The following is a 14,034-nucleotide window of genomic DNA, read 5'->3' on the forward strand; positions in this document are numbered from 1 at the left end:
AATTGATGCGGCGCCCTGCAGGAGTTCCGCATGAAATTCCATCTGCCACGACCGCTGGCGCTTCCCGCACTGCTCCTGTCATGTGCCGCATTCGACGCTCAGGCCGCTTGCCGTCTCCTGGGCGGAGATACGTTCATCGATCACGAGTTCGACGTTGCTTTCGTGCCCGACCTTCACCGCCCACTGGCCTCGGTGCAGGGAAGCCTGAAGTTCGTCTGCGACTCCGCAGGTGAGACGTACGGCACCATCGTGCCCAGTCTGCTGGGCCTGTCCTATATCGGCGACGTCTACAACGAAGCAAATTTGACGATGACAGCGGCGTACGCGATGGGGCCGGAATCCGCATTGCTGATGTTCCGCTTCGAGTCGCTGTCATACATCGAATGCCCCCCGGGAGATGACTGTCCCATTGAAGAGGGTCAGGCAGGAGGCTACTCCCTGCGCGACGGCAGGGGTGAGCCCTTGGACCGCATGGGCAGCGGGCGCGAGGGAGAGGTTCTGGTCTGGGTGGATGTCTATTCGCGGGGTGGCCAGATGATCGCTACGCCCAAGCGTTCGGTCGGATCGACGGCAACGATGCAGTCGGGCAACGTGGGACGCCACCATCTGAATATCGGGGTGCGCTTCAAGGCCCAGACCTGCGCAGTCACTCCCCAGTCCGTAACACTGGACCCGATCGATGCCCGCACGCTGGATCAGCAGCAGAGTGCAGGCGAGAAGTCCTTCAACGTCGCGGTCAACTGTGGCGCCAGCGGTCGCTCTCTGGTGCTGGAAATGAGCGATGTGCACGACGTGGCCAACACCGGCGATGTCCTGGCGCCCGCGCCGGGCAGCACCACAACCGGCGTGGCGCTGCAGGTCCTGCAGGACGGTACGCCGGTGCGCATGCAGCAGCCCTGGAGCTACGGCACGACCACCGGCACGGTCATGTCCGTGCCGTTCAGCGCCCGCTATCTGCGCACGCCTGCGGAGCTTCGCACCGGGAGCATCCTCGGCGAGGTCTCGCTGCTGGCGGACTACTACTGATGCCTGCGCACGCCTTCCTTTTCCTGTCATCGCGCCGCATCTCGCTGCGCGCCTTCATGCGTCCCCTGTCATGACCGCCGTTCGCTCCTGCGCGCGTTCCCGCGCACTCACCCTCTCCCACTTGCCATGCGCGATTGCAGGGGTGCTCTCCATCTCGCTTCCGCTTGCAGCCGCTGCCGCACCGGCCGTCGAGTTCAGCGAAGGATTCCTGATCGGCGGGCAGTCGATCGATATGCGCCGCTACGCGCAGGGCAATCCGGTCGAGGAAGGCGAGCACCGGGTGGATGTGTGGATCAATGGACAGTTCCACCAGACCCGCGACATCACGTTCAAGGCGTCAGAGGGCGAAGCCCATGCGCGCCCGTGCCTGCCTGCAGACCTGCTGGATGCACTGCAACTGCGCGAGGATCACCGGCAGGGCCTCCATGCACAGGTGGCCGGCGTCGGCTGTATCGATCTGCCAACCGCCATCGAGGGGGCCACCGCAACCTTCGACGACAGTGCACTGCAGTTGCAGCTGACCGTTCCGCAGGCGATGCAGGCACGGCGTGCGCGTGGCCATGTGCCGGCTGAACACCGTGACTCCGGAATCACGGCAGGATTCATCAACTACACCGCCAACCACTACCGTAGCACCCATCGCGACAGCAGCTACGTAGGGGTGAGTGCCGGCTTCAACATGGGCGACTGGCGCCTGCGCCATCGCGCTTCGTTCAATCACAGCAGCCAAGGCTCCCGCTATCGAACCATCAGCAGCCATCTGCAGCGCGACCTGCCGGCCTTGAACAGCCAGCTGTTGCTGGGCGAGGGCAATACTGGTGGCGAGCTGTTCGACAGTGTCCCGTTCATGGGGGCTCGTTTGTACACCGACGAACGCATGCTGCCCGACTCGCTGCGTGGCTATGCACCGGCCGTGCGCGGCATCGCCGAGGGCAACGCGGTGGTCAGCATCCGCCAGAACGGCATCGTCATCCATGAAGTCAGCGTTGCGCCCGGGCCGTTCGTCATCGACGATCTGTACCCGACCAACTCCGGTGGCGATCTGGAAGTGGTGGTTACCGAGGCGGACGGGCGCAGCCAGCGGTTCAACGTGAGCTTTTCCGCCGTGCCACAGGCATTGCGCGCAGGTACGTCCAGGTTCAGCGCGAGCGCGGGAACGCTGCGCGACGCCGGAGGCCGTCTGGCCCATCTCCGTTTCGCCGAGGGGACCTACGCGCGCGGTCTCAGCAATCACCTCACCGCGTTGGGGGGTGTTCAAGTCGCGCAGGGCTATCGCGCTGCGATTGCCGGTGCCGCCGTGAACACGCCAGTGGGGGCCGTCGGCATCGACATCACCCACTCGCAGGCGGAGCTGCCCGGACGCCCCAGCGTTGCCGGCAACAGCCTGCGGCTGAACTACCAGCGCTACGTGGCCAGTACTGGAACCAACGTGGGTCTGGCCGCGTACCGCTACAGTACGCGCGGATTTCTTACCCTGAACGACGTGGCCCATGCTGCGTCCGACGACTGGGGCTACGCCGGCCGCGCGCGACAGCGCTACCAGGCCAATCTCTCCCAGCGCCTGGGGTCGGCAAGCCAGCTGTTCCTCAATGGCGGACACGTGGCTTTCTGGGATACCGCGCAGCGCCAGACCGATTTCCAGTTCGGCTTCAGCAGCACCGTGGGGCGCGCGAACTACGGAATTTCGGTGTTCCGCTACCGGCTGGGCAATGGCCGCCCTGACACACGCTATACCTTCACCTTCGCAATGCCGCTGGGCCGTAGCGAGAATGCGCCGAGGGCGAGCACCCAGATCAGTCACGCCAGTGCTGGGCAGCAGGTGCAGGCGGGGGTGAGCGGCTACCTGGGCGAGCGGCGCGCGATGAACTACTCGGTATCCAGCACTCAAGGCGAGGGTGGCAACAGCAGCAGTGCCTATCTGGATTACCAGGGGCGCTACGCCAACGTCAACGCCGCCTACAGCCGCGCGACCGGGCACAGCAGCCAGACCCTGAGTGCTTCCGGCGCGTTGGTGGTACACGCAGGCGGCCTGAATATGGGGCCGCCGGCAGGCGAGGGCTTCGCGCTGGTGCATGCACCGGGCGCAGAGGGCGCACAGGTGGGTACGGGTGTGGATATCCGTGTGGCACGCAATGGTTACGCATTGTTGCCGCACGTCAGCCCCTACCGCTGGAACCGCATTGATCTGGATCCTTCGGGCCTGCCGCTGGAGGTGGAAATGCTGCAGACCTCGCAACGTGTTGCACCCACCGCCGGTGGCGTCGTGCGCGTACCGTTCGAAGTACGCCGCGAGCGCACCTTGTTCATCGATGCCACCGATGCATTGGGCCAGCCCTTGCCATTTGCGGCACGTGTGCAGCGCGAGGACGGCACGCCCGCAGGCGCGGTGGGGCAGGGCGGTGTCATCCAGTTGCGTGGCGCGCAGCCCGAAGGCGCGCTGATCGTTGACCCGGACGGGCCGCAACGCTGCCGCCTGGCCTATCAACTGCCTGACGCGCCCGATGCCTATGGCCTGTCCTGGGCCCACGCCACCTGCCAGCCCTTCGCTGTCTCACCCGAGCTGGCTGGCGCCGGCCCATCCATCCATTGACCTTCTGGAGTACCCGATGAAACGCTTGATGTTCCCCTCATTCACCCTTCTGGCACTGGCATTGCCCATCGGCAGTGCAGCGGCCGCCACGCTCACCATTTCCGGCCGCGTTCTGCCCGGCACCTGTACGTTGACGGCACCGGCCATCACGCTGGACAACGTAAAGGCCGATGAGCTGAAGGTGGGTGACAACCTGCTGAAGCAAAGTACGTTGAACTTCACGGGCTGCATCGGCGTTGCCAAAGCCACGCTGTCCTTCGACGGCACCGCAGCCGATGGTGATGCGCAGCGCTGGAAGAACACCGCCAGCACTGATCCGGCACGAGGCGTTTCGGTCGCCCTGTTGGCCGGCGCCACGGGCAACGTCTATCTGAAAAAGGGTGACACCGGCATTGAAGTGCCCGTGACCGGCGCCACTGCCAGCTACACGCTGCGCGCGGGCTATTACCTGCCCTCGACCAGTGGCGTCAACGCGGGCGCGATTCAGACGGCCATTACGGTTACCGCGCTCTACGATTGAGCGGGTTGCAGTTGCGGGCTGTCACGCCGCCCGCAACTGCACATCCACATACTCGGCCAGCCCACGGCAGGCCAGCAGCAGGCCCTCGCGCGCACCATCGCCCAGCTCCTGATCCATTTCACCGTCCACGCGCACACGTTCGGTGGCGTGCAGAAGTTCCAGCAGGAAAATCAGCCCCGCATTGGCGCGGTCGATGCTCGCCAATGCCAAGGGCTGCCCGGGCGTACGGGTGTTGCCGGGCCACGGTTGGCCATCGGCCGCGTCACCCTGGCGGATGTGCTGCAGGCAGGCCTGCAGTGTGATGGCGCCAGCGCTGTTGCCGGTCTGCAGCGCAACGAAGGTGTCTTCCAGTGTGCGTGCCAGGTCATCGGGCAGGCGCGTGGCGGCATCGCCCAGGGTGGCGAACAGGTGCGGATAGGGAGAAGTGGTCATGGCGGCGTCCTTGTGCAAGCGGCAAGGGGCCACCCTGCTTAACAGCAAGGGTGGCGGACGGTGCGTGGTTCCAATACCGGGTAGCGTCTGCAAAAGCCGGCGGGCACGAGGCCCCCACGCACCGCCCGCCATGGATGCGCGGGCAGAATGCCTGCCGACGTCACCCACAAGGAATGAGCGACGCCGGCAGGCAAGCGTAACGAACAGACACTACTAACGGGATTGGAAGCCCGTGCCACCCGTTATCGGTGGCGCTACATGATTTGCATGAAGCGCCAATGCTGCCAATGAGAATTGTTGGAAAGTTCGAAAGCGTAGGAATTTCGTCGCTGGCAGGCGGCACAGGGAGTTGCCTGCCGAATGCGACATTCCCTGCAGAGTCGAGCCATGCTCGACTCTGCAACTGCGTCGGGCTATGACCGGACCTGAACGATGTCCTTGCCTGTCGCGATCGTCCATTGAATGACTGCGGCAGCGGTGGTGATGCTGTCGGATCGTTCTCCACCCGTTGCCTGCATGTTCCCTCCCGAACGTTCCCACAATGCGGCCATCGATGGCCTGCGCGCATTGGCGGTGCTGGCCGTCGTCGTCTTCCACACCAACGCGACGTGGCTGCCCGGGGGCTTCACCGGGGTAGACCTGTTCTTCGTGGTGTCCGGCTTCGTGATCAGCCAGTCGCTGGCCTTGCGCACCCACGCGTCGCTGGGCGCGATGCTGCTCGACTTCTACCGGCGCCGCGTGCTGCGCCTGTTGCCGGCGCTGCTGGTGATGCTGATGGCGACCTTCGTGCTGTCGGCACTGTTCATCCCCCGCGCGTGGCGCAATGAGCAGTTCGACCAGACCGGTTGGGCCGCGCTGGTCGGCTTCAGCAACATCGTGCTGGCCGGCCAGCAGGACGACTATTTCTCACCCGGTGCTGAACTCAATCCGTTCCTGCATACATGGACGCTGGGCGTGGAAGAGCAGTTCTATCTGGTCTTCCCGTTGCTGTTCTTCGTGTGGCTGCGCGGGCGTGAGCACTGGCCGTGGTCGCGCTGGTTGCTGCCGGTGCTCACCCTGCTGTCCATGGCATGGGCAGGCTGGCAGGCGCAGACGGCACCGGCGGCAGCGTTCTATCTGCTGCCTGCGCGGTTCTGGGAGCTGGCCGCGGGCGCGCTGCTCTACCAGTGGATGCATGCGCGCACGCCGGGCAAGAACGGTGATGCGGTTGCAGTGATCGGTCTGGTGCTGCTGGGTGCAGGCGTGGTGACCGCACCGCAGCTGGCGATGCCGGTTCCGGGCGTGCTGGCCACCGTGGCCGGTACGTTGATGCTGTTGGCGAGCGTGTCGGCACCGGGTACATCGCGCATTGCGCGCGCGCTGGGCTGCGCACCGTTGGCCTACCTGGGCCGGCTGTCCTATTCGCTGTACCTGTGGCATTGGCCACTGCTGGTGCTGCTGCGCTGGACGTATGGCCTGCATGGCGTCGCGCTGTGGCTGTATCCGGTGCTGCTGCTGGCGGTCTCCGCCGTGTCGTATCACTTCATCGAGCGTCCACTGCGGAATGCGGCACCACTACTGCGCCTGGCGCCGGCCAAGGTGCTGGCGATGGCGCTGCCGCTGGTGGCGCTCTGTGGTGCGGGTGCCTGGGCCGCCGTGGAGTACCACGAGCAGGTCTCGCTGAGCGTCACCCGCAACAGCTATGCATGGCAGGCGCGCCGCTACCCGGCCTGGCGCCCGCTGGAGCCGGTGAGTGCGCCGGCGCTTGAAGGGCGGCGCCTGTTCGTGGCTGGCGATTCGCACGCGGCGGCGTATCGCACCATGACCAGCATGGTCGCGCGGCAGACCGGCATGGAGGTGCACCAGCAGGATCGCGGCGGCTGCAGCTTCGTCAATCTGCTGCGGGCCAGCCCGGTCGACTGCCAGGACTTCATTGAGGACGCGCTGTCGACCATCGAGAGCGAGGCACGTCCTGGTGACATCGTGCTGCTTGCGGCATTGCGCATGCCGGAGCTGCGCGGATTCGACTGGCAACAGCAGGATGCGCAGCAGGTCTATCGTCAATTGCTTGCCGAGCGTACCCCGACCGATGCGCAGGCCGCGCGCGATGAGGCTGATCATGTTCTTGGGCGTTTGCAGACGCTGGGCGTACACGTGGTGATCGACGCACCGCTACCGCTGTTCAAGGCCGGTGCGTACCGCTGTTCGGACTGGTTCAACCGCCACAACCCGGCATGCGCGGGAGGTCTGAGCATGCCGCGCGCTGACCTGGACAGGCTGCGCGCACCGCAGATGGCGCTGCTGGCCGAGCTGGCAGCACGCTATCCATCGCTGACGGTGTGGGACCCGCTGCCGTTGCTGTGCGGGCCAGACACCTGTTCGGCGGTGGAAGACGGTGAACCCCTGTTCTTCGACAATGACCATCTGAGCGGGCACGGTAATCGCGTGCTGTTGCCCAGCTTCCGCCAGACCCTTATCGACAGCGTAGGCAGCGCGCCCCGGTAGCGCCGGGCATGCCCGGCGGCGTTCACACCGGCGGCAGCACCTTGCCCGGGTTGAGAATGCCGTCCGGGTCCAGCGCGGCCTTGATCGCGCGCATCGTCGCCAGCGTTTCCGGGGTAAAGGCCTGCGCCATGAAATCGCGCTTGGCCAGGCCAATGCCGTGTTCGCCCGACAGGGTGCCACCCAGCGCCAGCGTCAGCGCGAAGATCTTTGGCAGCGCGGCATGTGCGCGCGCGTTCTCGTCGGCATCGTCCGGGTGATACAGGATGTTGACGTGTAGGTTGCCGTTGCCGGCATGGCCGAAGGTGACGATGGTCAGCGTGTAGTCGCGCGCCAGTGCCTGCACGCCCGCCACCAGCTCCGGAATGCGCGATACCGGCACCACCACGTCTTCATTGATCTTGCCCGGCGCAACGCTGCGCAGCGCAGGCGACAACGCCTTGCGTGCGGCCCACAGCTGGTCGCGCGCGCGTCCTTCCATCGCCACATCCAGTTCGATCATGCCGTCGCCTTCAGCGGCGCTGGCCAGGGCCTGCAGCAGATAGGGCAGGGTGTCGTGGTCACCATCGGCTTCCACCAGCAGCATTGCACCGGCCTCCGGCACGTCGGCACCGTTCAGCCGCAGCAGCTCGAGGCTACGTGCGTCCATGAACTCCAGGCGGGTGGGTACTACCGGCTGCGACATCAATCGCGATACCGCGGCTGCGGCGGCATCGGCATCGCGGTACAGCACGCGCAGCCCGGCCTGGCTGACCGGCAGCGGGGTCAGTTTCAGCGTGGCTTCCACGATCAATGCCAGCGTGCCTTCGCTGCCTACCAGCAGATGGGTGAGGTCGTACCCGGTGGCGTCCTTGGTGTAGGCGCCGCCGCAGCGGATGACGTCGCCGGTGCCGGTCACCGCCACCAGACCCAGTACGTTGTCGCGGCTGGTGCCGTACTTCACCGCGCGCGGGCCGCCGGCGTTGCAGGCGAGGTTGCCACCGATGCTGCAGATCTCGGCGCTGGAAGGGTCCGGTGCCCAGAACAGGCCATGCGGCGCCAGTGCCTGCTGCAGGGTACCGTTGAGCACGCCCGGTTGCACCACCGCGCAACGGTCACCGGCGCGGATCTCGACGATGCGGTCCATGCGGGTGAACGACAGCACGATACTGCCGGGCAGCGGCACCGCCGCGCCGGTGGTGCCGGTACCAGCGCCACGTGCGACCAAGGCCACGCCATGCGCACGGCAGGCCCGCACCAAAGCCTGCACCTGTTCGATGTCGGCTGGCAGCGCCACCGCCGCCGGGCGCTGGTGGCGCCACGAGTTGTCCTGCGCGTTCGCCTCCAGCGCGCTGTCATCCATGCGCCAGCCCTCCGCGCCCAGCAGGGTGGACAGTTCGGCAACCAGGGCAGCAGGCAGGGCAGGACTCATGACGGATCTCGTGGGGCAACGGGAGCGGGTTGGATCAGTTTCCAGGCAACAACGGCGGTAGCCAGTGGCAGCCACACCCAGCGCAGTTCAGAGAGCAGGGTGGCCACGCCGCGTGCGCTGAAGAACTGCGGCGCGAACGGAGAAACGCGGACGGGTCGCCACGGCGCGAAGAAGCGCTGTTCGCTCCATGGCCAGGCAAGGGCGACGCCGAGGCCGCCGGAGGTCATCGCATCCAGCAACGGATGGCTGGCGGCGGAGACGAAGACGAACACCGCCGCTTGTAGGGTCGATGCCACCGTTGGCCCTGCCTTGGTAGGTGTCAACCTTGGTTGGCACGAAACCGCCGACCAAGGTCGGCGACTACCGGAGTTGCGGGGCGCCGACCAAGGTCGGCGGCTACCAAAGAACGCCAACACCGCGGCCACCGCCGCCAGCACGCAGGCAAACAGCAACGAATGGCTGGCACCGCGGTGGCCGAAGGCATCGGCATAGGGAATGTGCAGTGCAAAGGCCAATACGTCCGCATCGGGCAGCATCGCAGCGATCACACCGGCCGCCAGCAGGCGCGGAGGGATGCGGCCACGGTCAGCGGCGCACCAGAGCGCCAACGGCACAGCGGCATGGGTGATGATCGAAGGCATCAGTCACGCACCGTGGTCGTGCCGGCCAGGCTGCGCTCTGGTAGGTGCCAACCTTGGTTGGCACAGAAGCGCCGACCAAAGTCGGCCTCTACCAGAGCGGACGGTAACCATCAGCAGTCATCCAGCCGGAACGCATCACGCAGCCACCGCAGCTGCGGCGGTTCACCACTGGCTTCAACCACATCGAAACGGCAGGGCGCATTGGCCAGTGCCGGGTTGTCCTGCAGGTACAGCTGCGCGGCATGCGCCAGGCGCCGGCATTTGCGCGCATCCACCGAGGCGGCGCCGCCACCGAAATCGGAGCGCGCGCGATAGCGCACTTCCACGAACACCACGGTGCCGGCGTCGTCCATCACCAGGTCCAGTTCACCGCCGCGATAGCGCACGTTGCGCGCACGTGGCTGCAGTCCGGCCTGTTGCAGGTGCTGCTCGGCGGCGGCTTCCACCGCCGAGCCACGTTGGCTGCGCTCAGCGACCACCGACGATCGGCATCGGCCGGCCGCCATTGAAGGTGGACCATGCCGGCTGGCGCAGGATGTTGCCGTTGCTGTCCAGGAACAGGGTGCCGGTGGCACCGTCCAGGCCGCCCTCGTTGGACAGCTTGTCCAGATAGGCGGTGATCTTCCAGGCATCGGCACCGAAAGCGAACAGGCGGCCAGCGGCGCCGCGAGCGCTGGGCAGCGCGCTGGCCACCTGGCTGGCCGACGGCAGGCCGGACACGCTGCGCACATTCCAGGCTTCGTTCGGGTAGACGATGCCGTCCAGCGCCACGTCTTCTTCCACCTTGCCGCTGCCGACGGTCAGCTGCGAGGTGCCGACGCGGGTCGCGCCACCGGCACCGGCCAACGCCAGCTGCGGCGCCAGCAGCCGGGCCTGCGGGGCGCGCACGGCGAGGAACACGGCGTCGACCTGACCGGCATTGCGCACCTGCGCGCCGACATCGCCGACGGCTTCGCTGACATTGACCGTGGCCACCACCTGGCCGCCGCGCTGTGCGAAGCGCTGGGCGAAGGCGGCGGCGGAACGGCGGCCGGTGTCGTCGTTGCTGCTGATCACCAGCGCGCGGTTGCGCTCGCGGCCACGCAGGTACTCGGCGGCGACGATACCGTCGTCTTCCGGTGCCAGCGAGAAGCCGGCGCTGCCGGCCGGCGGTGCATCCTTGCCGCGGTTCAGGGCCAGCACCGGTACCTGCAGCTGCTGGCGGCCGTACACGGCGTCCACTTCGTCGCGGCCCAACGGGCCGACCACGAAGTCGGCACCGGAGGCGACGGCCTTGTCGTAGGCGGCGAGGGCACCAGCCGGGGTGCCAGCGGTGTCGAAGAAATTGATGTCCGGGCGGCGACGGCTTTCACCGTAGTAGGCGCTCAGCAGGCCATCGCGCACCGGCTGTGCGGCGGTGGCCAGGCGGCCGCTGAGCGGCAGCAGCACGGCCAGCTTGGCCGGCGGCCGGTAACCGTCGCTCATCGCCGGCGGCCGCTTGCTGGTGTCGAACTGAGCCGCGCCATCGCGGTCGAACGGGCGCGGCAGCGGCAGGCCGCGCGCGATCAGCGCACGGCCCGCGAAGTTGTACAGAGGATCGTTGGCCGGCAGGGCGGCGGCACGGCTGCGCAAAGTGGCGTCGTCGAGGGTGCCGAGCAGGCCGGCGATGGCGGCCTGGTTCTCGCTGCGCGCACTGCCGGTCAGGCTGGCATGGGCGCGTGCACGTTCGGTGGCGGCGCCGAAGGCATCGCCGGTGCCCTGCAGGGCCTGGGCGCGGGCCAGCAGCCAGCGGGTGCGCAGGCCGACCGCAACACTGTCGGCATGATCCTTCAGCAGGGCCAGGGCCTGCGCCGGCTGCTTGTCGGCCAGTGCCAGCTCGGCGCCGGTCAGCTGGTAGCGCTGCAGGCTGGCGCCGGACAGCTGGCGCGCGGTGAGCTGGCCCAGCAGGCTGCGCGCGCGCGCACTGTCACCGGCCAGGTGCCAGGCCCAGGCCGCGTCGGCCAGCGCGTTGCTGCGAGCGCCGCCGCGCAGGGTGGCGGCCAGGGCTTCCAGCTGCAGCGCGGCGTCGCGCGGCTTGCCCTGTTCGATCAGCGCCAGCGCCTGGCTCTGGGCCGGCGAATCGGGCGTGCTGGTCAGGCTGGTGGTGGCGCAACCGGCCAGCAGCATCAGCGACAGCGACAGGGCGGAGATCCGTGCGGCGGGCTTGTTCATGATCGGGTCCATGCGATGAGGGCAGCGGCCTTGGCCGGGTACACGCTACGATTCTACCCTTGCCCCGTGAGTACCGCTGAAATGAGTGTGCCAACCCTGTACGTCGTCGCCACCCCGATCGGCAACCTGGCCGATCTGAGCCCGCGCGCGCAGGAGGTGCTGCGGTCGGTGGCGGCCATCTGTGCTGAAGACACCCGCCGCAGTGGCCAGCTGCTGTCCCATTTCGGCATCCAGCAGCCGTTGGTGGCCCTGCACGAACACAATGAAGAGGCCCTGGCCCAGCGCCTGGTATCGCGCCTGCAGGCCGGTGAATCGCTGGCGCTGGTCAGTGATGCCGGCACCCCGCTGGTCAGTGACCCCGGTTTCCGCCTGGTGCGTGCTGCGCGCGCGGCGGGCATCAAGGTCAGCCCGATTCCCGGCGCCTGTGCCGCCATCGCTGCGCTGAGCGTGGCCGGCCTGCCCAGCGACCGTTTCAGTTTCGAGGGTTTCCTGCCGGCCAAGGCCAGCGGCCGCCGCGACCGCCTGCAGGCGCTGGCCGGTGAAGTACGCACCATGGTGTTCTACGAATCCTCGCACCGCATCGCCGAATCGCTGGCCGACATGGCGGCGATCTTCGGCGGTGAGCGCCCGGCGGTGCTGGCCCGCGAGCTGACCAAGCTGTTCGAGACCGTGCTCGATGGTGACCTTGCCGGCCTGCTGGCGAAGGTGGAAGCCGACGAGAACCAGCGCAAGGGCGAGTTCGTGGTGATGGTGCAGGGTGCTGGCGACGATGAGGAAGCGCAGCTGGCGCATGGCCGCCGTGTCTACGCCAAATTGAGCGAGCATCTGCCGCCGTCGACCGCCGCCAAGCTGGCTGCCGAGCTGACCGGCGCACCGCGCAAGGCGTTGTACGGGCGTTGATGGATCGTGCGGACCAAGGTCCGCACCCACCAGAGCGGAATCCGCACCCACCAGAGCAGCGGAATCGGTAGATCCACGCCATGCGTGGATGAACGGGCCGCGCCGGGGTCTGCACCCACCCGGGCGGACCGATAGCGCCAGGCCTTGCGACGTCAGGACTGTACGGGTGTGTCGAGGGTGTCCAGATAGTTGGCAATCTCGGCAATCACCGAAGAGAGGTCCGGCGCGATCAGGCGATTCCTGCGCAGGAAGGCGCGCCACTGGGTCTGCTTCTGGGTATCTGCGGCGAATGACTGAGTCAGTCCGTAGGGCAGGGGCGTTGGCGCCGGGGTCCTTCGTCGATCAAACGTCGCCAATGGCCGCAACAAGGTGCGGGCGATCCATGGCGTCTTCGCGGATCAGTGCCAGCAAGTCGAAGAAGTCCTTCATCCTGCTGTTAGCGATGCCCAGTGCCGCTATAGCCTCGAGCTTTTCGGCAAACACGGTTTCGCGTGGATAGACGCGCAGGCAGGCTGGAGGGAATCCCTCCAGAATCACCGGATAGGTGATTTCCGGCGGCGGGGTGATCACCGCGTCGCCAAACCCGACGTCCCACTGCACATGGCAGCGTGCGCGGCCCAGATGTGCGATCAGGCGCATGCGCAGCCCCTCGTACGTGGCTTCTTCACGTATGGCCTCGATGACGATGCTGCCTGGATCGAAGCGCAGGCCGTCGTCCCCGGGCATTCCACAGAGCGAAAGTGCGATATGTAGCAGGCGATCGGGCTCAGCGCTGCCGGATCCCAGGAAATCGGCATCCCGTGTAGGGCGGTGCGGCGCGTCGAACCACACTGCGAACAGCATGGCACCCTTCAGCAGGAACTGGTCGCGGTATCGAGAAGCGGAGAGCCGGTAGAGCAGGCGCTCAACGGCGAACCTGTCCAGCACGAACTGCAAGTCCTCACCCCGCTTGCGTGCGAGATCGAGCAGCCGTTGCCGGATGGAAGCAACGCGGTGGGGAGGTGTTAGAGAGGGGATCAAGCCAGGGCATCGAGGTACGGTCTCATCAGTCTGGCAACGCGGCAGATCCGCGCATACTCCATCAACGCATCCGGCGTGGTTGCACGGCTGTGAAGCGCGTCACGCAGGGCTTCAAGTGCGACATCAAGCCCTACGAGATTGCGGAACTTGAAGCAATCGACGACGGTTTTGGCAGCGTTGCTGACGTATATGAGACGTCCGCCTACGCGACGTTCTTCCAGCCCCGCATTGAGGGTCGTTGCCGACATGCGGACCACACGGAGGGGCGGCCAGTCGATCCGCGGAACGCGGTCGCTGTTGCCGATGGAGACCCAGCGTTCGAATGGTGCTTGGGTGGTCAGGCCATGCAGGCGCAGGGCACTCAGCAGGCATAGACGGGGGTGTGGCAGGCGTTCTGCAATGATCCGCAGTCCATCATCGGTGTCGTCGCTCTTTCTTTCCGCCAACGCGTAGACGCCACGGGACAACCGGATCAGTGCGCCTGCCTCGACCAGGCGGGTCAGTTGGGCGCGGGCGATCCCGGCAGTCACCAGTTCGCGGGCGCGCAGGGTGCCTGCGCGTCGCAATAGCTTTCGTGCCTTGGCCTCGGCGTTTCCCATGACGGCATTGTTCCATAATGTCGGGTGTTTTGAATATCGACTGACAAAAAGGAACATCGTTGGCTGCGGCGAGTGACGAGTGAATGGTGCGGACCAAGGTCCGCACCCACCAGAGCGGAATCCGCACCCACCAGAGCCGCGCGGGTTTCGCCGGCCCTGTCCAGTGAATCGGTAGATCCACGCCATGCGTGGATGGATGAACCGGACGCCGCGATCAGCACGGC

General features: G+C 66.7%; 12 protein-coding genes. 5 read left to right on the forward strand and 7 right to left on the reverse strand.

The window, feature by feature from the left end; translation table 11 throughout:
* Positions 1-30 precede the first annotated feature (30 nt).
* The 3 genes from ACZK13_RS02970 to ACZK13_RS02980 all read left to right on the forward strand — a co-directional run bounded on the left by ACZK13_RS02970 (position 31) and on the right by ACZK13_RS02980 (position 4,136).
* Positions 31-1,026 (forward strand): fimbrial protein, encoded by a 996-nt coding sequence (locus tag ACZK13_RS02970; protein WP_253144662.1) that lies wholly within the window; start codon positions 31-33, stop codon positions 1,024-1,026.
* Between the two features lie 142 nt (positions 1,027-1,168).
* Complete coding sequence (locus ACZK13_RS02975; RefSeq protein WP_317618060.1) at positions 1,169-3,616, forward strand: fimbria/pilus outer membrane usher protein; 2,448 nt, start codon at positions 1,169-1,171, stop codon at positions 3,614-3,616.
* A gap of 16 nt (positions 3,617-3,632) precedes the next feature.
* Complete coding sequence (locus tag ACZK13_RS02980) at positions 3,633-4,136, forward strand: fimbrial protein (RefSeq protein WP_111686872.1); 504 nt, start codon at positions 3,633-3,635, stop codon at positions 4,134-4,136.
* Positions 4,137-4,157: 21 nt separating this feature from the next.
* Here the strand turns inward: ACZK13_RS02980 and ACZK13_RS02985 are convergent, their stop codons facing one another.
* Positions 4,158-4,568 (reverse strand): hypothetical protein, encoded by a 411-nt coding sequence (locus ACZK13_RS02985; protein WP_111686873.1) that lies wholly within the window; start codon positions 4,566-4,568, stop codon positions 4,158-4,160.
* Positions 4,569-5,030: 462 nt separating this feature from the next.
* Here ACZK13_RS02985 and ACZK13_RS02990 point away from each other — a divergent pair, with 462 nt between their 5' ends.
* Positions 5,031-7,052, forward strand: coding sequence for an acyltransferase family protein (locus ACZK13_RS02990; protein WP_317618061.1), 2,022 nt, complete (start codon positions 5,031-5,033; stop codon positions 7,050-7,052).
* A 22-nt stretch (positions 7,053-7,074) separates the two neighbouring features.
* On the opposite strand, the gene ACZK13_RS02995 is transcribed toward ACZK13_RS02990, so the two are convergent.
* The 4 genes from ACZK13_RS02995 to ACZK13_RS03010 form a co-directional block, all read right to left on the reverse strand.
* The gene (locus ACZK13_RS02995; protein ID WP_125895334.1) at positions 7,075-8,460 is read right to left on the reverse strand and encodes an FAD-binding oxidoreductase; all 1,386 of its coding nucleotides are present in this window, start codon (positions 8,458-8,460) and stop codon (positions 7,075-7,077) included.
* Entirely contained in the window at positions 8,457-9,101 is a 645-nt protein-coding gene (locus ACZK13_RS03000; protein WP_253144668.1) for a metal-dependent hydrolase, read from the reverse strand. The genes ACZK13_RS02995 and ACZK13_RS03000 overlap by 4 nt, the downstream gene beginning before the upstream one ends.
* Positions 9,102-9,211: 110 nt before the next feature.
* On the reverse strand, positions 9,212-9,580 hold the full coding sequence (locus ACZK13_RS03005; RefSeq protein WP_041864472.1) for a YraN family protein: 369 nt from the start codon (positions 9,578-9,580) through the stop codon (positions 9,212-9,214).
* Positions 9,570-11,291, reverse strand: a complete 1,722-nt coding sequence (locus ACZK13_RS03010; protein WP_125895337.1) for a penicillin-binding protein activator — start codon at positions 11,289-11,291, stop codon at positions 9,570-9,572. Before ACZK13_RS03010 ends, ACZK13_RS03005 begins: the two co-directional genes overlap by 11 nt.
* 81 nt (positions 11,292-11,372) lie before the next feature.
* Here ACZK13_RS03010 and rsmI point away from each other — a divergent pair, with 81 nt between their 5' ends.
* The gene (gene rsmI, locus ACZK13_RS03015) at positions 11,373-12,191 is read left to right on the forward strand and encodes a 16S rRNA (cytidine(1402)-2'-O)-methyltransferase (protein WP_253144671.1); all 819 of its coding nucleotides are present in this window, start codon (positions 11,373-11,375) and stop codon (positions 12,189-12,191) included.
* A 342-nt stretch (positions 12,192-12,533) separates the two neighbouring features.
* Here rsmI and ACZK13_RS03020 read toward each other — a convergent pair whose 3' ends face one another.
* Both ACZK13_RS03020 and ACZK13_RS03025 read right to left on the reverse strand, forming a co-directional pair.
* Entirely contained in the window at positions 12,534-13,118 is a 585-nt protein-coding gene (locus ACZK13_RS03020; protein ID WP_253144708.1) for a nucleotidyl transferase AbiEii/AbiGii toxin family protein, read from the reverse strand.
* Between the two features lie 89 nt (positions 13,119-13,207).
* Complete coding sequence (locus ACZK13_RS03025) at positions 13,208-13,867, reverse strand: type IV toxin-antitoxin system AbiEi family antitoxin domain-containing protein (RefSeq protein WP_180838387.1); 660 nt, start codon at positions 13,865-13,867, stop codon at positions 13,208-13,210.
* Between the last annotated feature and the right edge of the window lie 167 nt (positions 13,868-14,034).

This window comes from Stenotrophomonas sp. 99219_Sma (genome assembly GCF_056480785.1).

Excerpts from the sequence above, each read along its gene's own strand:
- ACZK13_RS02970 (WP_253144662.1), top strand. The coding sequence starts at position 31 with ATGAAATTCCATCTGCCACGACCGCTGGCGCTTCCCGCACTGCTCCTG.
- ACZK13_RS02980 (WP_111686872.1), top strand. The coding sequence starts at position 3,633 with ATGAAACGCTTGATGTTCCCCTCATTCACCCTTCTGGCACTGGCATTG.
- ACZK13_RS02985 (WP_111686873.1), bottom strand. The coding sequence starts at position 4,568 with ATGACCACTTCTCCCTATCCGCACCTGTTCGCCACCCTGGGCGATGCC.
- ACZK13_RS02990 (WP_317618061.1), top strand. The coding sequence starts at position 5,031 with ATGACTGCGGCAGCGGTGGTGATGCTGTCGGATCGTTCTCCACCCGTT.
- ACZK13_RS02995 (WP_125895334.1), bottom strand. The coding sequence starts at position 8,460 with ATGAGTCCTGCCCTGCCTGCTGCCCTGGTTGCCGAACTGTCCACCCTG.
- ACZK13_RS03000 (WP_253144668.1), bottom strand. The coding sequence starts at position 9,101 with ATGCCTTCGATCATCACCCATGCCGCTGTGCCGTTGGCGCTCTGGTGC.
- ACZK13_RS03010 (WP_125895337.1), bottom strand. The coding sequence starts at position 11,291 with ATGAACAAGCCCGCCGCACGGATCTCCGCCCTGTCGCTGTCGCTGATG.
- rsmI (WP_253144671.1), top strand. The coding sequence starts at position 11,373 with ATGAGTGTGCCAACCCTGTACGTCGTCGCCACCCCGATCGGCAACCTG.
- ACZK13_RS03025 (WP_180838387.1), bottom strand. The coding sequence starts at position 13,867 with ATGTTCCTTTTTGTCAGTCGATATTCAAAACACCCGACATTATGGAAC.